The organism is Uruburuella suis (assembly GCF_004341385.1).
GTDB lineage: Bacteria > Pseudomonadota > Gammaproteobacteria > Burkholderiales > Neisseriaceae > Neisseria > Neisseria suis.
The window spans coordinates 29,898-48,775 of the sequence record NZ_SLXE01000014.1 but is presented as its reverse complement, the minus strand read 5'-3'; the positions used below and the strand labels follow the sequence as shown (position 1 = coordinate 48,775).

Below are 18,878 nucleotides of genomic sequence, written 5' to 3'. Positions count from 1 at the left end.
TAAAGACGGGCTCGCGGCATGTTTTGTTTATAGTGGTCGCGATGAAATCATTCGCATGAATCACGCTCTTGAAACATTCAGACGGCCTTATCCATGCGTACGATTACGCTGCGCTAATCGTACCTACGCACTTTTGTAGCGCGGGCAGAGCCCACGCTACACGGCTGAAAATCTTGTTCTACGAACAAGTGTCGGATTCGAAAATCCGATGATCTACACACTTGGTGCGGTGATGAAGCTGGCACACCAAAGATTTACCCCAAAAGCCCGCCTCAATCGGCTTTGGGCGTGTAGCGCCCGGCCATGGCTTTATACACCATGTTTTCATATTTCAACACTTCATAGCGCTGGTTGAGCAGGCTTTGTGCCGAGCTGTATTCGCTGTTGAGCGCGGTGAGCCAGTCTTTCAATTCGTTTTTGCCGTATTGGTAGCGCACTTGGTAATAACGGCTGTTTTTCTGGTCGAGCGCATAGCGTTTTTGCAGATTTTCCAATGTGTTTTCAGCATTTTGATAGTGAAGATAGTTGGTATTCACTTCGTTGAGCGCGGTGGTGAGCGCTTGCTCGAAGCTCAGCTTGGCGCTGTCGAAGTTGGCTTCGGCGGTTTTGTCTTCCCATTTGAGGGTTTGCCAATTGAGAAACGGCAGGTTGATTTGCGCCGTGCCGCCGAGAAAGGGAATGTCAAACAGGGTGCGCGCCTTGCTCGATGAAGTGCTCAGGCTCGCGCCTAATGTGATGCTGGGATACCAGCTTCGTTGCTGCACTTCCACGCTGCGCATGGCCGATTGTAAGCGGTATTCGGCGGCGCGCAAGTCGGGGCGATTGGCGAGCACGGAAATGGGCACTTCCAGATTCACGCCTTTGGCCGGCAATAAGGTGTATTGCGCAGGCTCGGCGGCGATGGCTTCGCCGGGCTTGAGATTGAGCAGATTGCGCAGGGTTTCTTCAAGCGTGTTGCGGCTGTTTTGCAGGGAAATCAGGTTGTTGCGGGCGGAAAGCAGCGATTGGTTGGATTGGGTGGGCTCGCTGGCGTCCACTTTGCCGTAGCGGTATTTGGCTTCGGAAATGCGGGCGATTTCCTGATATTGCCGCACCGATTTTTCGCTAAGCGCCATTGCTTCGTTGAGATAGGCGATATTGAAATAAGCATCGGCCACGTTATTAATCAGCGTGAGGCGCGTGCCGGCCAAATCTTGCTGGGTGGCTTGATAAGTCCACACTTGCGCATCGGCTTGCGCACCGAGCTTTTGCCATAAATCCAATTCGTAGCTCAGGCCGAGTTGGCTGCTGAAGCTATTGGTGCTGCTGCCGCTTTTGAGGTTTTGCGAAGTGGAAGCACCCAGCGAGCCGTTAAACGCGGGCACCAGGTTGGCGCCGAGAATATTGGCCTGATAAAGCGCTTTGTTCACATTGATGGCGGCCTGGCGCAAATCGGTATTATTGGCCAGCGCTTGATTAACCAGCGCATTCAATTGCGGGCTTTGATACACCTGCCACCAATCGCCGTTGATATCGTAGCGCTCGGCGGTTTCGGCGGCGCTCATCACTTGGCCGCCGGCGGCCAGCGTGAGGCTCGGGTCGGCTTTATGGGGAATGGCGCAGCCGCTCAAAATCATGGCAAGGCTGATGCCTGAGGCCGTCTGAAAGAATAATTTGCGGTTCATGGGGTTTCCTGAATCTTTCAGACGGCCTTTTCTTGTGCTGGATAAATAAAGGCCGTCTGAAAGATTTTTAATCATGCGCAAGCGCATCAATCGGGTTGAGCTGTGAGGCGCGTTTGGCCGGCATAAAACCAAAAACCACGCCGATAATGGTGGAGCAGGCCACGGCGGCGATAATCGATGCCACGGAAAACGACATGGCAAAGCTTGTGACCAACATATTAAACACCACGCTGATCAAATAAGAGAGCAACACACCCACCAAGCCGCCAATCAGGCAGATCAGCACGGCTTCTATCAGAAATTGCTGCAAAATATTCGATTGGCGCGCGCCGATGGCCATGCGCACGCCGATTTCTTTGGTGCGCTCGGTTACCGACACGAGCATGATGTTCATCACGCCGATGCCGCCCACCACCAGCGAAATCAGGGCAATGCACGAAATCAAAAGCGTCATGGTGCTGGTGGTGCTCTCGATGGTTTGCTTGATGCTGTCGGTGTTGCGCATGAAGAAGTCTTCCGTGCCGTGGCGCGAAATCAGCAAATCTTTCAGGCTTTTTTCGGCCACTTGCGAGCTGACATTGTCTTTCACTTTCACGGTAATCGAGCTGATGTAGCGCTCGCCGGTGATTTGCTGCATCACCGTGGTGTAAGGCGCCCACATTTGCAGCTGGTCGCTGCTGCCAAAGCCGCTGGTGTCGGTTTCGGTGATGCCGATCACATTGAGCGGGCGCTTGTTGAACAAAATGGTTTTGCCCAACGGGTCGGTGCCGGCGGGGAAAAGCTGCTTTTGCGTGTTGTCGTCAATCACCACCACTTGGGCGCTCTCGGCCACGTCGGCGCGGTCATAAAAGCGCCCGGCTTTGAGCTTGATGCCGCGCACATCGAAATATTGCGCACCGGCGCCGTAGAGCTGGGCAGAAAGGTCGGTGTTGCGGTAGGTGAGCGTGCCGTTGCTCGAGGTGAGCGGCGTGGCGCTTTCCACATAGCTTTGCCGCCCGATTACATTGGCATCATCCACCGTGAGCGTTTTGATGCGGCCGGAGCGCCTGTCGCCAAAACCTTTGCCCGGATAAATGCTGATGGTGTTGGTGCCCATCGAATTGATATCGGCCAAGATTTTTTCCTGCGAGCCGCGCCCCAGCGCCACCACCGACACCACTGAAGCGATGCCGATAATGATGCCGAGCATGGTGAGCAGTGAGCGCATTTTGTGCGCCAAAATCGCCTGCACCGACATGCGGAACGATTCCATAAATTGGTCTTTGTAAAACGACCACGAAACCTGCTCTTGAATGCTTTTTACTTTGCTCGGGCCGATTTCGGTGCTTTTGCTGCTGTCGGCAATGATTTCGCCATCGCGGATTTCAATCACGCGGTTGGCGTTGGCGGCAATGCCCGGATCGTGCGTCACCAAAATCACGGTGTGCCCCTGCGCGTGCAAATCGTGAATAATCTGCATCACATTGGCGCCGCTTTCGGTGTCGAGCGCGCCGGTGGGCTCGTCGGCCAGAATGATTTCACCGCCGTTCATCAACGCGCGGGCGATGCTCACGCGCTGCTGCTGGCCGCCTGAAAGCTCGTTGGGTTTGTTGTCTTCTTTGCCTGCCAGCCCGAAATCGTCCAGCAATTGATTGGCGCGCGCCACCCGCTCGTCGTGCTCGATGCCGGCATACACCGCCGGCAACGCCACATTGTCGCGCGCATTGATGGCGCTGAGCAGATTGTAGCGCTGGAAAATAAAACCGAAACGCTTGCGCCGAAGCCCGGCCAGCTCATCGGCGCTCATGGCCGAGGTTTCCGTGCCCTCCACCCGGTAAGAGCCGGAAGAGGCGGTGTCGAGGCAGCCGAGAATATTCATCAGCGTGGATTTGCCCGAGCCGGATTGGCCGATAATGGCCACAAAATCGCCTTTTTCTATGTTCAGGCTGATGTTTTTGAGCACATGCACGCGGTTTTCGCCGCTGCCGAAATAGCGGTTGATGTTGTTACATTCAATTAAGCTCATTATGCCCTCCGGCTCACATCGGCGGGCGGCCCATGCCGCGGCCTACCGAATCGCTGGTTTCGCCGGCAGCGGCTTCGGAAATAATCACGCTTTCACCTTCGCCGAGGCCGGATTTCACTTCGGTGTTCATATTGTCGCTCAGGCCGGTGGTGATTTCTTTTTCTTGCGGCTGGTTATTTTCACCGAGCACGCGCACATATTGCTTGCCGCCGCGCTGCTTAACGGCCAGTTTGGGCACCGCCAGCACTTTTTCGGCCTGATTGATGATGATGGTGTTTTCCGTGGTCATGCCGATATGCAGCACATTATCTTTATTGGGCACGAGCGAGCGGGCATAGTAATAAATCGCCGAATCGGTGGTGTCGGTGCTGGTGGTGTAGCTGCCTTGCGACATAGTGGTTAAGCCTGGGTCGATGCTCTCAAGCGTGGCTTCGCGCACATTATCCGGCTGCGAGAGCGTGGTAAAGGTGAGCTTCATGCCTGCCTTCACTTTGTTTACATCACCCTCGGCAATCTGCATTTTATTGAGCATGGTGCTCAAATCGGCCACTTGCACGATGGTGGGCGTAGTTTGATTGGCGTTTACCGTTTGCCCCTCTTCCACCGGAATCGCCACCACCGTGCCATCCATCGGCGCAGTGATGCGGGTGTAGCCCAAATCGGCTTCGGCGGTGTTGATGGCAATCTGGGTTTGGCGGATAGACGATTTCAGCTCGGCCACCGAAGCTTTGGCCGCGGCAAACGCATCTTGCGCATCTTCCAGCGCTTCACGCGAGGTGGCGTCTTCTTTCCACAAAGCCTGCTCGCGCTGATATTTTTTATCAGCGCTGCGCAAAGCAATCTCGGCGGAAACCAATTGCGCCTGATAAGTGTCAAGCTTGGCTTTATTGGTGTTTAAATTATTGAGCTGGCTCGTGGAATCGATTTCTGCAATCAAATCGCCTTTTTTCACCTGCTGCCCCAGGGTGACGTGCAGCTTTTTAATCTGCCCCGAAGCCTGCGCGCCCACATCCACCAATTGCGCCGCCGATATTTCGCCCGTAGCGCTCACTGTTTGTGCGATGTTGGTGCGCACCACCGGCTCGGTTAAGTAGTTGATTTCGTTTTTCGGCTTGAGCCACCACCACGCGCCGGCCGCCAGCGCCGCAACCGCCAAAAGCGCGATGCCCCACTTTGTTACTTTTTTCATCATTTACATGCCTTTATCTTGCTGCACTCCGCGCCACGACCGGCAGCACTATCAAATAATATTGATTTGCGTCTAAAGCAAATCGGGCAAAGTGTACTGGAATTACCTGTCAGCGCCAAGCCGATAAATGGCATATAAAACCAGTGCATTTTTGCTATTTCAAAAAACAGCCCATTTGTTTTTACACCGCCCAACACGCAGCTAACAAAAAACACCATCTGTTCACATTATAACGTTTTTCAGACGGCCATTTTGCACCCGCTTTGTAGCAAAACGCGCAGATAAATATACAAAGCCTATGAAATTACGCTACAATTTGAAATAATCACTTTTAATCACAAAACGCCCTGTATTCAAAGCGCGTTTTTAAACACATTTACCCAGCGCTTATTCAATATGAAACATTTGCAACACGGCTTCACCTTGGCCGAGCTTATGATTGTGGTGCTTTTGCTGGCCATTTTGGCCACCATTGCCTACCCTTCCTACGACACTTTCGTGTGCAACAGCCGCCTCGAAAACGCGCGCGCCGATTTGCTCGCCAACGCCCAGCTGATGGAGCGCTATTATGCGCAAAATCATCGGTTTCCAGAGAAAAAGGCCAGCATACCCGGCCTGAAAGAAAACGATTATTTCGACATTTCCTTTATTGACCAAACCGCCAGCGCCGCCGATATCGGCTACCAATTGCAGGCCACGCCCAATGAAAAAAACGTGAATGAAAACCGAATGATGCGCCTGAGCCACAACGGCGTGGTGGTGGTGGTGTGTCCCAATTCCGACAGCAAAAGCACCTGCAGCTGCACAGCCCGATAATGCCCTTTAAACAAGAAAATCCACAATAAAAGGCCGTCTGAAACCTTTCAGACGGCCTTTTATTGTGGATTAAATTTGAATCAAGACAAGGCGGCGAGCCAACGCAGTATTGATTCAAATTTAATCCACTATATTATTCATGCCATCGCACTGCACCACACATCACAGCGACAACTTTTCAGCATAAACACACCTTCTTTACACATTCATTTTTCACCCGCATAATACCCAAAGTTATATTCACAATAAAATCAAAGGGGAATATGATGTTTACCGCGCCTTCATCCGGCGGCTTCACGCTGCCGCAACTCTTGCTCACCCTGATCGTGATGGCCATTCTGCTTGCCATCAGCCTGCCCGCCTATCAAAACCATGTGCGCAAAAGCAAGCTTCAGCAAGCCAGAAGCGCTCTGATGGAAAACGCCCAATTTATGGAGCGCTTTTACCAGCAACACAAAACCTTCAAACAAACCTCCACCACCTGGCCGGCTCTGCCGCTCACCGCCACCGCCGATTTCTGCATCCGCCCGCAAGGCCTGGCCCGCGGCGCGCTTGATGGCAAATTCACACTCAAGGCCGTAGCCTTCGACAAAAACCGCGAGCCGCGCACGCTGAAAATCAACGAATCGCTCAACACCTTTATCTGTGAAACCACCACCAGCACTTGCGAAGACGAACACACTTACTTTCGCGGCGACAACCGGGTAGACAAAACCTGCACGGTGTTCCGCTAAGCAACAGCCGATTATATAAAGTTATCAAGAAGCCCGAGATTCACATTCCGCCAGCCTGCTCAAGTCGCAGCAAGTGTATAGACGCACACGGCAGGCACGAGCATGCCAGATACAGCTTGGCAGATTCGGGCTCAAGCATTTTCAGACGGCCTTTCATATGCCTGCGGTTAAACCTGCTACTGTGTAAACCTGAGTTATACCCATTCAAAAAAAATAATATACAAACAGGCAGCCTGTAGGTCGGATTCTCGAATCCGACACTTGTTCGCAGAACAAGGCACGCACATCGCTTTGGCCGTTGGCCAAACGTCGGATTCAAGAATCCGACCTACGCGGATGATGCTGCCGAACTGCTTTTATTTTGTAAGGTTATTTTTTCGAATGGGCATTAACAAAGAAAGGCCGTCTGAAAGTCTACACTTTCAGACGGCCTTTTTAATGGCAAAGCCTATTCAAACCATCAAGCCGCCGGCCTTTTGGCCGCTTTTTTAACCGCCTTGGTTTCAGTTTCACCGGCCTGATAAAGGCTACCATCGGCTTTGAGCAGCTTGGGCGCCACGCCGCGCTCAATCACCTGCTCGTTAATCACCACTTTTTTCACGTCTTTCAAATCCGGCAATTGATACATAGTATCGAGCAGGCTGCGTTCCACAATCGAGCGCAGGCCGCGTGCGCCGGTTTTGCGCTCCATCGCCAGCTTGGCAATACTGTGCAACGCCGAAGGCAGAATTTCCAGCTCCACGCCTTCCATCGCAAACAAAGCCTGATATTGTTTCACCAAGGCATTTTTCGGCTCGGTGAGGATATTGATCAGCGCTTCTTCGTCCAATTCAGCCAAAGTGGCAATCACCGGCAGGCGGCCGATCAGCTCGGGAATCAGGCCGAATTTAATCAAGTCTTCCGGCTCCACCGTTTCAAACAGCTCGGAAATATTGATGTTTTCATCTTTGCTGCTCACCACCGCACCAAAGCCGATGCCGCCTTTTTCCGTGCGCTGGCGGATCACTTTTTCCAGCCCGGCAAACGCGCCGCCGCAGATAAACAGGATATTGGTGGTGTCGACATTGATAAATTCCTGGTTCGGGTGCTTGCGCCCGCCTTGCGGCGGCACCGAAGCCACCGTGCCTTCAACCAGCTTCAGCAAAGCCTGTTGCACACCCTCGCCCGACACATCGCGGGTGATCGAAGGATTGTCGCTTTTACGTGAAATTTTGTCGATTTCATCGATATACACAATGCCGCGTTGGGCTTTTTCCACATCGAAATCGCACTTGCTCAAAAGCTTGGTGATGATTTGCTCCACATCTTCACCCACATAGCCTGCCTCGGTGAGCGTGGTGGCATCGGCCATCACAAAAGGCACATCCAGCTTGCGCGCCAGCGATTGCGCCAACAGCGTTTTGCCCGAGCCGGTGGGGCCTATCAGCAGAATATTGCTTTTTGAAAGCTCCACTCTGTCGCCGCTTTTCGGGTGACGCAGGCGCTTGTAGTGGTTATACACCGCCACCGCTAAGGCTTTTTTCGCCTGCTCTTGGCCGATAACGTGCTCGTTGAGGTTGGACACGATTTCGGCAGGCGTGGGCAGCTTGCCGGCGTCGGCCGCATCTTGCGCTTCATCGGCATCATCAAATTGGCCTTGCAGCATCACGCCGCAGGTTTCCACACATTCGTTGCAAATGAAAGCATGCTCGCCTTCAATCAAATTTTTCACTTCATGCTCTTGCTTGCCACAAAAAGAGCAACTGCGTTTTTCGTCAGACATATTTCCGATTCGCCATTCAATGCAGGCTCGCGCCCGCCAAAACGCCTAGTATAATAAGTATCCGCCCGATTATCAAACCGGCGGCTGTTGTTTGGCGCTTTATTCTTAACTTTTCAGACGGCCTTATGCCCTTATCCGCAACAAACTACCAAACTATATGCAAACAAACGAAAAAAATTTTCCACAATGCTTTACAAGCAAGTTAAATTTCACCACAATGAATTACATACTTATTTTTATGCGACCGATAAGCCTTTCAGCGTACGCATTTTTCCGCACCGTCTTTTTCAAAACCCTCTCTGCCGGAAACCGACATCATGACCATTACCCGTATCAGCAAAAAAATCATGGCCGCCTGCCTCGGCTTGGGGCTGCTTGCCAGCCTGCCCGCCGCCGCCGACGATTTGGATGTATTGGGTCAATTCTTGGAGCAAAATTTTCCCACCCAGGATGATCCTTTAGGCGCATTCGCCCTGCAAAACCCCGCCGGCCAAATTGAAGCGCAAGCCGCCATGGCAGGCCCCCTGCTCACTTCGCAATCGGCGCTTATCGTCAACAACCGCACCGGCGAAGTGCTTTTCCAGAAAAACCCCAACCGCGTGATGCCGATTGCCTCGATTTCCAAGCTGATGTCGGCCATTGTGGTGCTGGATGCCGGCCAAAACATGAATGAGCGCATCACCATCACCGATGCGGAAATCGACCGCCTCAAAGGCACCGGCAGCCGCCTTTCCATCGGCACCACACTCACGCGCAGCGAATTGCTGCACTTGAGCCTGATGAGCAGCGAAAACCGCGCCACCCATGCGCTCGGCCGCAATTATCCGGGTGGCATGAGTGCTTTTGTTGAGGCGATGAACCGCAAAGCGCAGAGCCTGGGCATGAGCAATTCACGCTTTTACGAGCCCACCGGCTTGGATTTCCGCAATGTGTCCACCGCCAGCGATTTGAACAAGCTCGTGCAGGCCGCCAGCCGCTACCCGCTGATCAGCCGCAACAGCACCTCGAATTACGGCTCGGTTTACACCAGCAACGGCCGCCAGCAAAGCTATAAAAATTCCAATGCCTTGGTGCGCGAAGGCGGCTGGAATATCGAGCTGCAAAAAACGGGCTACATCCGCGAAGCCGGCCGCTCGATGGTGGTGAAAGCCAGCGTGCAAAATCAGCCGGTCACCATTGTGTTGCTCAACTCGCCCTCTTCGCTCAGCCGCGTAAACGATGCGCGCAAAATCGAATCGTGGATGTTGCAACGCCCCTCTTGATATTGCTTTGCCATCATCAAACAGGCCGTCTGAAAGCTTTCAGACGGCCTGTTTTGTTTTATACCAATTCTAAAAAAATAACCTTACAAAATAAAAGCAGTTCGGCAGCATCATCCGCGTAGTTTGGCCAACGGCCAAAGCGATGTGCGTGCCTTGTTCTGCGAACAAGTGTCGGATTCGAGAATCCGACCTACAGGCTGCCTGTTTGTATATTATTTTTTTGAATGGGTATTAGATGAATATCGGTGTTTAACGGTGATAAGGGCGCGACAATTCATGCACCGCATCCACCAAAATTTTGGCATGCTCGGGATCGGCATGCTGGTTGATGCCGTGGCCGAGGTTGAACACATGGCCGCTGCCCTCGCCATAAGCCGCCAGAATGCGCGCGGTTTCGGCGCGTATGCTATCAGGTGTGCCAAACAGCGCAAACGGGTCGAAATTGCCTTGCAGCGCCACTTGGCTGCCCACGCGGCTGCGCGCCTGGCCGATGTTGCACGTCCAATCGAGGCCGAGCGCATCGGCGCCGATGGCGGCCATTTGCTCCAGCCACAAGCCGCCGCCTTTGGTGAACACAATCACCGGCACGCGGCGGCCTTCGTTTTCGCGCTTCAAGCCGCTGATAATCTGCTGCATATAGTGCAGGCTGAATTCGGCAAACGCCGCATCGCTGAGCACGCCGCCCCAAGTGTCGAAAATCTGCACCGCTTGTGCACCGGCATCGATTTGCGCATTCAGATAAGCCGTAACGGCCTGCGCATTCACGTCCAAAATTTTGTGCAGCAAATCGGGGCGCGCATACATCATACTTTTAATGGTGCGAAATTCCTTGCTGCTGCCGCCTTCCACCATATAGCAGGCCAGCGTAAACGGGCTGCCGGAAAAACCGATCAGCGGCACGCGGCCATCAAGCGCGCTGCGGATAGAAGCCACCGCATCAAACACATAGCGCAGCTTCACCATATCGGGCACTTCCAGTTTGGCGATATCGGCCTCGTGCTGCAACACCCGTTCAAATTTAGGCCCCTCACCCTCGGCGAAATAGAGGCCCAGCCCCATGGCATCGGGCACGGTGAGGATGTCGGAAAACAAAATCGCCGCGTCCAAATCGAAGCGCTCCAGCGGCTGGATGGTTACTTCCGTGGCCAATTCGGTGTTTTTGCACAAATCGAGAAAGCTGCCCGCTTGCGCGCGGGTGGCTTTGTATTCAGGCAGATAGCGGCCGGCCTGGCGCATCATCCACACCGGCGTGTATTCCACCGGCTCTTTTAACAATGCGCGCAAAAAAGTGTCGTTTTTCAAGGCAGTCATATTCGGTTTTCCGTCTGTTTGGTTCAGCGCGCATCATAGCATAATCGCCGGCAGGGCGATGGCGCTATATGGGTTTAAATCGTGTTGCGATAGCTAACAAGAGGCCGTCTGAAAATATGAACTGCCCCGCAATCTTGGGCATTTTTAAGCCACTGAATCCATCATTTTTCAAGCAGCGGTTGCAAACTGGGTGCTGTATGCCACAGGATTCAGTTTTTCAATTTCAAACTCAATCTTTCATGGTTGTAGTAGCGGATATACTCGTGTATTTCCGCTTCCAATGCTTCTATCGAAGCAAATGTCCGGTTATGGATTGGATGGGGGGAAGGGGCCAACTTTTGAGGTGCAGTTCAAGTTTCAGACGGCCTCAAATGTTTGTGCACACGCTTATTACTCAGGCTCGGTTTCTTTCTCTTTGGCCTCGGCATTTTTCGCCTCTTTCGCTTCCAAGCCTTTGAGCGGCTTGGTTTTGGGCAGGCTGATGCGCATTCTCAAACCGTTGGGCTGTAGGTTTTCGGCGATGATTTTGCCGCCGTGCTGGCCGACAATGTGCTTGGTCAAGGCCAACCCCAAGCCGGTGCCGGGCTTGTGGGCGCTGCTGTCGGCGCGGTAAAACGCGGTGAAAATATGCGGTAGCTGCGATTCGTCCACGCCCGGGCCGTTGTCGGCAATATCAATCAGCCAATGGCGCGCATCCTGCCCCAGGCTCACTTGAATGGTGCTGCCCTCGGGGCTGTAGGCCATGGCATTGCGAATCACATTATCAAAAGCGCGGTAGAGATAACTTTCGTTGGCCATCAGGCAGGCATCTTCCTGCATTTTCGGGGCAATCACCAGGCTCACCCGCTGGTGGTTTTGCTCGGCGATGCTTTGGCAGTCTTCCACCAATTGGCGCAGCAGCGGCAGCAGCTTGAGGCGGTCTTTTTCCATCTGCACATGAGCGGTTTCCAGCCTCGACAAGGTGAGTAATTCGCCCACCAGCGCATCCATGCGCGTGAGCTCGCTTTCGAGCCGCTGCAAATATTGCTCCTGCTTTTGCGGCTGCGCCTGAATCAGCCCCACAATCGCCTGCATGCGCGCCAAGGGCGAGCGCATTTCGTGCGACACATGGTGCAGCAGGTGGCGCTCTTTTTCCACCAGTTTTTGCAGCTGCTGCGCCATTTTGTCAAACTGCAAAGCCAGATTGGAAAGCTCGTCGTCGCGGTCGTCCACTTGCTGGGAAATGCGCGTTTCCAAATCGCCCGAAGCCAAGCGGCTCATGCCGCGATCGAGAATGCGAATGGGCTTGGTGATGTTGTTGGCCAAAATATAGGCCAACAAAAGCCCCACCAAAATGATAAAGGTCAGAATAATGAATTCATGCCAAATCGGCGCCAATTGCAGGCCGGGAATAAACAGCGGGCTGGGCGGACGCTGAATTTGCGGGTTGTTCCAGCCGCGGATGAAAAACAGATATTCTTCGCCCCAGCGGTCGAATTCGATATGCGCCAGCTGGGAATGGGGATTATCGAGTGCAAAAAAGCGGGCGGCTTCAATCAGGCGCGGGTCGATCGGGCGGTTGAGAATATCTTTTTTATTGTCGCCGGTAATCACATACACGTTTTGGGCAACCGGATTGTCTTTCCATTCCACCAAAATTTCGCGCGCACCCTGCTCGCCGCGTACGTTAAAGGCCGACACAATGCTGCCCAGCAGCGTGGTTTCGATGGTGCGCTGCTGCTGGAAATGGTTTTCGGCTATGGTGTTTTGCACCAGCCAGAAAGAAAAACTCGCCACGAATATGGCGCAGATAATCACGGCGCAAAACGTGGCGAAGATGCGTTGAAACAGTTTCATTTTTTAGCAGGCTGTTTTCAAAATCAGTTTTTCACAAACAAATAGCCCAAACCGCGCACGGTTTGAATCAGCGAGGCATCGCCCAGCTTGTGGCGAATGCTGGAAATATGCACATCAATGCTGCGGTCGAATTTGGCCAGCTTGCGGTCGAGCGCTTCAATCGAGAGCGTTTCCTTGCTCACCACTTGGCCGGCATGGCGCATCAACACTTCAAGCAAGTTGAATTCGGTGCTGGTCAATTCCAGCGGCGCTTCGCCGATGGTGGCCTGGCGCTTGGCCGGATAAAGGGTGACATTGCTCACGGCAATGCTGTTGGGACTGTTGTTTTGCTCGCCCGATTGTTGGGCGCGGCGCAAAATGGCGTTGATGCGCGCCAGCAATTCGCGCGGGGTGCAGGGCTTGGGCACATAATCGTCGGCACCCATTTCCAGGCCGATAATGCGGTCGATATCATCGCCTTTGGCGGTAAGCATAATCACCGGCACGGTGCTTTGGCTGCGCACGTTTTTCAGCACGTCCAAACCGTTCATTTTCGGCATCATCGAATCCAGCACCACCACATCATACTGGCCCGACAGGATTTCCTGCACACCGGCCTCGCCATCAGGCACGCTGTGTACATCAAGGCCTTCGGCAGAGAGGTATTCGGTCAGCAGTTCGGTTAACAGGGCGTCATCATCAACCAGCAATACGCGACTCATGGTTTATCCTTTAGATTTATCTTGTTTTGGTGCGCCCGCACAAATGCTCAGGTATGCGGAACGCGTCAATCTTAACATGCAATCTGTGCTTGTATATAGCGTGTTTTTGCTTTTGCGCGTTTTTGCAATGAATGTAAAGGCATTTACATTCCGATTAAACGCTCAGGGCTTCACCGCCGTGCATGGTTTGGTTTCGGCACGGCTTTGGGCAAAAGCGCGGCAATTTTCAGCCACTTGGGCGCGCAAGCTGTGGAAATACGGCGAAGCATAAATGCGCTCGCTGTAGAGCGGCAGCATATAGGGGTAGTATTCATAAGTTTTTTGCAGCCACTCGGCCGCTTCTTTCGCTTGCCCGCTGCGCTGCTGATACAAGCCCACTTGGTAAGTGTTGGCATAAGGGCGGAAATACAAGGCTTGAAGAGCCGCTTCTTCTGCCCACGGCTGCACCATCGGGTCGGCAGGATTGGCACGGCGGGTGAGCGATAGTTGCGCATAATAGCGCAGCAGAGGCTCGGTTTCGGCGATTTTCAGCAAGCCTTCGGTTTTCTGCACGATGGTGGCGGCGCTGTCGTTTTTGCCCTGTACGCTAAATGCGGTCAAATCGTGATACACCCAAGCCAAGCGCAGCAAACCCGTAATCAGCAGCAGCGCCAGCACACCGCCGCCCAAGCGCTGCCAGCGGCTATCGACGGCGGCGGCTTCATCACGCACATCGGCAGGCGACAGGCTCATCATCAGCGCGAAAGGCACCAAAAAGTAAACATACCACAAGGGATATTCCAACAGGCTGTGGCACAACGACACCGTCATCATCGCCAGCAGCACCAGCGATGCATCACCGGCAGGCCGTCTGAACAGGCGGCCGATGGCGGCCAGATAGCCCAACCCCGCCAGCGCTGTGCCGGCAATGCCGGTTTCGGCCAGCAATTGCAACACGATATTGTGCGAATGGGTAAACAGCACATTCAGTTGATTATTACTATAAACCTGCTGCGGAAACGGATGGGTTAAAAAGCCCTGCAAAGCATAGCTGCCCCAACCGTGCCCCCACAACGGTGCGGCCAAAAAGATTTGCCAGGCCTTGCGCCATTCGATATCGCGCGCCGACATGGCAAAGCCGCTGGCTTCCACGCGATCTAAAGCCGTATCGTATTGCACATCCGTAAACCAGCCCAAAGCGGCATTGAGCGCAAACTGCATCAGCACCGTCATCAACAGCGCAAACGCCGTAATCCACACCATGCGCCGCGCCGATGCACCTGCACGCCAACGCCACAGCGGCAGCAGCAGCGCAACGGCCAGCACATAAGTAAAGATAGTGCGCGAATTCACGAGCGCCAGCACCGCTGTGAGCGCCAACACCGCCAAGCAGCCCAGCCAGCCTTGCAGCCGCCGCTGCGACCACAAATAAGCCGCAGCGAGCACGCCCCACATCAAATAATGCCCCAAATGGTTGCGCTGGCCGAGCTGGCCGCTCACCTCGCGCAAACCGCGATAAGCCACCACGCCGCGCAAAGGTTCCCACGATGCCAGCCCGGTAAACTGCATCAGCGCCACCACAGCCTGCAAGAGCGCGCCGAGCAGCAAAACCCACGCCAACACCGCCACCACCCGCTCCTGCCCCAAGGCCGCCACCCAGCCGCGGCACGCCCAAACGGTGAGCGCCAATATCACAAAAGTCCACACCGCCAAATCGCTGAAACCCGGGTAGACAAGCTCCATCAGCCGGGCTTGCAGCCACAATCCGGCCGCCAGCAGCAGAAAATACAGGCCGGCGGCAGGCAAACGCACGTTCAAACGGCCATAAAAAGCGCTGAGCAACACCAACACCAAGGCCGCGAGCAAAGCGCCGGCCTCCAGAAAAAAGCTCGATAAAGGCCCCACCCGGTAGAGCGATAAAAACGGCGCCACCGCCATCAGCCAAAAGCAAAACCACAGCGGCCAATCTGTCGCACTGCTGCTTGAATGTTGTTTAAACATGCGCCGCCGCCTTTCTGCTTTGTTTCACAAAAACCAAACAGGCCACAAACAGCACCGTGCTGCACAGCAAGGCTGCCGCCGCGCACCAGCGGCTGGCCGCACCAGCGTCAAACAAGCGCATCACCGCTTCGGCAAAATAGGCCAGCACCAAAAGGCAGGTCCATTGATAAGTATAGACCTTGCCCTTGAGTATGCCCGCCAGCGGCAGGCATAAAGGCAAGGCTTTGAGCGCCAGCCATGAGCCGCCCGGGCGCAACGGCGCGAGCCATAATTCCCATGCCAGGCTCACCGCAATCAGGCCGGCCAGGCTGGCAACGGCCGCGGTGTACGACCAATGTTGTTTGGAAGAAGTCGGATTTGTCATTTGATAAATACAGGCCGTCTGAACGATTTCATTCAGACGGCCTGAAAGAAAATAAGTTTAAAATCACCACATCAGGCCGTCTGAAAGCCTTATTGATTTTCAGACGGCCTGCACATTTCATTCATCCCGCACACGCGGGCGGATAAAGCGGCAAAACCACAGCCCCGCTTCATAAAGCACAATCAGCGGCACCGCCAGCAACACTTGCGAAATCACATCGGGCGGCGTAATCACGGCGGCCAGCACAAAAGCGCCCACAATCACATAAGGCCGCGCCAGGCGCAATTGCGCCAGCGACACCACGCCCATGCGGTTGAGCAGCACCACCACCACCGGCACCTCGAAAGTAGCGCCGAAAGCCACAAACATGCCGAGAATAAACGACAGGTATTTGTCGATATCGGTGGCCATGTTCACACCCACCGGCGTCACACCGGCGAGAAATTTAAACACCAGCGGAAACACCAGAAAATAAGCAAACGCCATGCCGGCAAAAAACAGCAACACGCTCGAGAGCACCAGCGGCATCACCAAGCGCTTTTCATTTTGATAAAGCGCCGGCGCGATAAACGCCCATACCTGATAAAGTGTGTGCGGCAGCGACAGCAAAAAAGCCGCCATCAGCGTTACCTTCACCGGCACGAAAAAAGGCGCGATCACATCGGTGGCAATCATGCTGGTGCCCGCCGGCAGCGTGGCCATCAGAGGCTGCGCCACAAAAGTGTAGAGCTGCTGCGCAAACGGCATCAAGGCCAGAAAACACAGCAACAAGCCGCCTATCGTCCACATCAGGCGGCGGCGCAGCTCCAGCAAATGCTCGATCAGCGGCTGGGCGGTTTGTTGGGTTTCTTCAGACACGTTGACTCACTTCTTGCGCGCGCGCAGCTGAGGTTGGGGTCGGAAACGCGGGCGCATGTCGCGCTTGCGCCGCATGGCCTGCTGGCGCAACGAGGCCGTCTGAAAACCGTGCGCGGCGGCAGTCGGCTTTTCAGACGGCATCAAATATTGCTGCCAAGCGGCGTCTTGCGCACTTTGTGTGTTTTGCGCCAGCGGCTTTCCCTGCTCATCCACACCGAAATCGGCCGGCGTGCGCTGCTCGGGCAAGCGCTCCCATGCGGGGCGTTTATCGGGCGAGAGGCCGTCTGAAATATCGTGCAAATCGCTTTGTGCCTGTGCGCCTATACCGGCAATTTCATCGCGCACCGAATGCGCCGTGGCCTCGAATTCATCTTTGGCACGGCGCAATTCATCCATTTCGAGCTGGCTGCTTAATTCCTGCTTGACGCTGCCCACCATGCGCTGCACGCGCCCGACCAATTGGCCGGCCATGCGCGCCGCTTTGGGCAGCCGCTCGGGGCCGAGCACCACCAGCGCAATCACGCCGATCAGCAAAAGCTCGCTGAAACCGAAATCAAACATATTCAGGCCGGTTTGTTGTCGTCTTTGTCTTTTTCGTGCTCAATCACGTCTTTTTTGGCTTTTTCGTCGCTCTCATTGAGGCCTTGCTTGAAATCGTGCACCGCGCCGCCGAGATCTTTGCCGACATTGCGCAGTTTTTTCGTGCCGAACACCAGCACCACAATCACCAACACAATCACCCAATGCCAAATGGAAAAGCTGCCCATGATGTTATCCTTTTATCGAAAATGGTTTCAGACGGCCTGATTCAGGCAGGCCGGCCGAGAATATGAATATGCAGGTGAAACACTTCCTGCCCGCCGCCTTTGCCGGTGTTGATCTGCGTTTTGAAGCCGTGCGTCAAGCCGTTTGCCGCGGCGATTTGCGGCACTTTCAGCATCATTTCCGCCACCAAAGCCGCATCGCCGCCCTCAAGGTGCGCCAGCGAATCGATGTGTTTTTTCGGAATCAGCAGCAAATGCACGGGTGCAGAAGGATTGATGTCTTTGAAACACAACATATTTTCATCTTCATACACCACGCCGGCGGGAATCTGCTTAGCGGCAATTTTGCAGAAAATACAATCGCTCATTTTATTCTCCAAAGGGCGGCCATCTGAAAAGCACAAACCGCGTTCAGACGGCCTCAATAGTTTGCGAGGCAGATTCTAATACACTTCAGCCCTCTTGTCGCGCCGCCTTTTCGGCCAGCCCCGACAAACCCTGGCGGCGCGCCAGCTCGGCCACCACCGCTTCCACGCGCAAGCCGTGATGCGCGAGCAGCACCATGGTGTGAAACCACAAATCGGCCGCTTCGTAAATCAAATGTTCGCCGCCGCCGTCTTTCGAGGCCATCAGCACTTCGCCGGCTTCTTCAATCACTTTTTTCAGAATTTTGTCTTCACCTTTGTGCAAAAGCTGCGCCACATAAGAGCTTTCGGGCTCGGTGCCTTTGCGGCTGTCGATCACATTCTGAATTTGGCTCAATACTTCGTTCATGTTTCCCACCTGTTTTCAGACGGCCTGTTGCACCGCCCCGTTAAATCCTGCCGCCCAACAGCCTTTATTGCGGCAACCACCGCTGCTGCACCAGCCCGCGCGCTTCATGATAAGGTAAGAGCAAATCCACCTGTCCGAAGGCATAAGGGCCGATGGCATAAGGCGGAAAGCTGAACACAATGCCGTTGGCAGCGAAGGTAAAATTATCGGGCGCGGCAAACGATTGCTGGATTTCGCTTGCCCAATCGCGCATAAATTCACGCCGTTGCGCTTCATCCAAATCGCGCATCGCATCGTGTTGGCGGTAGATTTCGGTCAGCTTGGCGGCCAAGGCTGCCTGAGCGCCCGGCTGCACCACATCTTGCACGCTGATTTTTTTACCGGCGGCCAAATCGAAATTGCTGTAGGTAGTGCTGCCATAGCCGTGTGCACCGCCGGTGTAGCTATAGCCTTCTTCTTGAAACATTGCCACCGCGCCGCGCTGGCCGATATAGTTTTGGCGGTACATCAGCTCGATTTGCGAGCTGGCCGCATCGGCCGGGTAATCCTGTAACTCGGCGCGCGTGTTGCGCACCGCTTCGGCGGCGTTGAGCGGAATGTCTTTTTCAACCATCAGCTGCTGCAATTGCTGGTTGAGCCAAGGCAGATTGGTTTCCAGGCGGGCAACATTCAAATCGTAGCAACGGCTGTCGCCTTTGGCGAGGCAGCCTTTCTCTTTAATCAGGGAAACGGCTTTGGCCGACACCACATCAGGATCTGTGCCTTGCAACGAAACGGTTTGGCAGCCGCCCAACACCAGCGCGCATGCCGCAATCATCAAAGCTTTCATTTTATTTCTCCGATTGGATTACTGTTTTT

Annotated in this window: 18 protein-coding genes and 1 pseudogene; 3 read left to right on the top strand and 16 right to left on the bottom strand. The window is 54.3% G+C overall.

Annotation, left to right across the window (positions count from 1 at the left end):
• Window positions 1-272: 272 nt before the first annotated feature.
• From EV680_RS06460 to EV680_RS06450, 3 genes are all read right to left on the bottom strand, one after another.
• Window positions 273-1,664, bottom strand: a complete 1,392-nt coding sequence (locus EV680_RS06460) for a TolC family protein (protein ID WP_132953926.1) — start codon at window positions 1,662-1,664, stop codon at window positions 273-275.
• Between the two features lie 67 nt (window positions 1,665-1,731).
• Window positions 1,732-3,669: a MacB family efflux pump subunit gene (locus EV680_RS06455; protein ID WP_132953925.1), complete on the bottom strand. Its 1,938-nt coding sequence runs from the start codon at window positions 3,667-3,669 to the stop codon at window positions 1,732-1,734.
• 13 nt (window positions 3,670-3,682) lie between these two features.
• Window positions 3,683-4,858, bottom strand: coding sequence for an efflux RND transporter periplasmic adaptor subunit (locus EV680_RS06450; RefSeq protein WP_132953949.1), 1,176 nt, complete (start codon window positions 4,856-4,858; stop codon window positions 3,683-3,685).
• Window positions 4,859-5,254: 396 nt separating this feature from the next.
• Between EV680_RS06450 and EV680_RS06445 the strand changes: the two genes are divergently transcribed.
• A complete protein-coding gene (locus EV680_RS06445; RefSeq protein WP_132953924.1) occupies window positions 5,255-5,674 on the top strand; it encodes a type IV pilin protein in 420 nt (139 codons plus the stop codon).
• A gap of 263 nt (window positions 5,675-5,937) precedes the next feature.
• Window positions 5,938-6,408: a type IV pilin protein gene (locus EV680_RS06440; protein WP_243650347.1), complete on the top strand. Its 471-nt coding sequence runs from the start codon at window positions 5,938-5,940 to the stop codon at window positions 6,406-6,408.
• Between the two features lie 460 nt (window positions 6,409-6,868).
• Here EV680_RS06440 and clpX read toward each other — a convergent pair whose 3' ends face one another.
• The gene (gene clpX / locus EV680_RS06435) at window positions 6,869-8,170 is read right to left on the bottom strand and encodes an ATP-dependent Clp protease ATP-binding subunit ClpX (protein WP_132953923.1); all 1,302 of its coding nucleotides are present in this window, start codon (window positions 8,168-8,170) and stop codon (window positions 6,869-6,871) included.
• Between the two features lie 317 nt (window positions 8,171-8,487).
• Here clpX and EV680_RS06430 point away from each other — a divergent pair, with 317 nt between their 5' ends.
• Window positions 8,488-9,432, top strand: coding sequence for a serine hydrolase (locus tag EV680_RS06430; RefSeq protein WP_132953922.1), 945 nt, complete (start codon window positions 8,488-8,490; stop codon window positions 9,430-9,432).
• A 249-nt stretch (window positions 9,433-9,681) separates the two neighbouring features.
• Here the strand turns inward: EV680_RS06430 and hemE are convergent, their stop codons facing one another.
• The 12 genes and pseudogenes from hemE to EV680_RS06370 form a co-directional block, all read right to left on the bottom strand.
• Entirely contained in the window at window positions 9,682-10,743 is a 1,062-nt protein-coding gene (gene hemE / locus EV680_RS06425; RefSeq protein ID WP_132953921.1) for a uroporphyrinogen decarboxylase, read from the bottom strand.
• A 168-nt stretch (window positions 10,744-10,911) separates the two neighbouring features.
• A pseudogene (locus tag EV680_RS12220) lies at window positions 10,912-11,033 on the bottom strand (IS3 family transposase); the annotation flags it as partial.
• Window positions 11,034-11,133: 100 nt separating this feature from the next.
• On the bottom strand, window positions 11,134-12,579 hold the full coding sequence (locus EV680_RS06415) for a HAMP domain-containing sensor histidine kinase (RefSeq protein ID WP_132953919.1): 1,446 nt from the start codon (window positions 12,577-12,579) through the stop codon (window positions 11,134-11,136).
• Window positions 12,580-12,602: 23 nt separating this feature from the next.
• The gene (locus tag EV680_RS06410; protein ID WP_132953918.1) at window positions 12,603-13,280 is read right to left on the bottom strand and encodes a response regulator transcription factor; all 678 of its coding nucleotides are present in this window, start codon (window positions 13,278-13,280) and stop codon (window positions 12,603-12,605) included.
• Window positions 13,281-13,442: 162 nt separating this feature from the next.
• Window positions 13,443-15,260, bottom strand: a complete 1,818-nt coding sequence (locus tag EV680_RS06405; protein WP_132953917.1) for a PglL family O-oligosaccharyltransferase — start codon at window positions 15,258-15,260, stop codon at window positions 13,443-13,445.
• Window positions 15,253-15,624, bottom strand: a complete 372-nt coding sequence (locus EV680_RS06400; RefSeq protein ID WP_132953916.1) for a DUF2069 domain-containing protein — start codon at window positions 15,622-15,624, stop codon at window positions 15,253-15,255. Before EV680_RS06400 ends, EV680_RS06405 begins: the two co-directional genes overlap by 8 nt.
• Before the next feature lie 117 nt (window positions 15,625-15,741).
• Complete coding sequence (gene tatC, locus EV680_RS06395) at window positions 15,742-16,482, bottom strand: twin-arginine translocase subunit TatC (RefSeq protein ID WP_132953915.1); 741 nt, start codon at window positions 16,480-16,482, stop codon at window positions 15,742-15,744.
• A 6-nt stretch (window positions 16,483-16,488) separates the two neighbouring features.
• Entirely contained in the window at window positions 16,489-17,043 is a 555-nt protein-coding gene (gene tatB / locus EV680_RS06390; RefSeq protein ID WP_132953914.1) for a Sec-independent protein translocase protein TatB, read from the bottom strand.
• Between the two features lie 2 nt (window positions 17,044-17,045).
• Window positions 17,046-17,249 (bottom strand): Sec-independent protein translocase subunit TatA, encoded by a 204-nt coding sequence (gene tatA / locus EV680_RS06385; RefSeq protein WP_132953913.1) that lies wholly within the window; start codon window positions 17,247-17,249, stop codon window positions 17,046-17,048.
• Between the two features lie 41 nt (window positions 17,250-17,290).
• Entirely contained in the window at window positions 17,291-17,614 is a 324-nt protein-coding gene (locus EV680_RS06380) for a histidine triad nucleotide-binding protein (RefSeq protein WP_132953912.1), read from the bottom strand.
• 85 nt (window positions 17,615-17,699) lie between these two features.
• Window positions 17,700-18,020, bottom strand: a complete 321-nt coding sequence (locus EV680_RS06375; RefSeq protein ID WP_132953911.1) for a phosphoribosyl-ATP diphosphatase — start codon at window positions 18,018-18,020, stop codon at window positions 17,700-17,702.
• 64 nt (window positions 18,021-18,084) lie between these two features.
• Window positions 18,085-18,849: an RsiV family protein gene (locus tag EV680_RS06370; RefSeq protein ID WP_132953910.1), complete on the bottom strand. Its 765-nt coding sequence runs from the start codon at window positions 18,847-18,849 to the stop codon at window positions 18,085-18,087.
• Window positions 18,850-18,878: the final 29 nt, after the last annotated feature.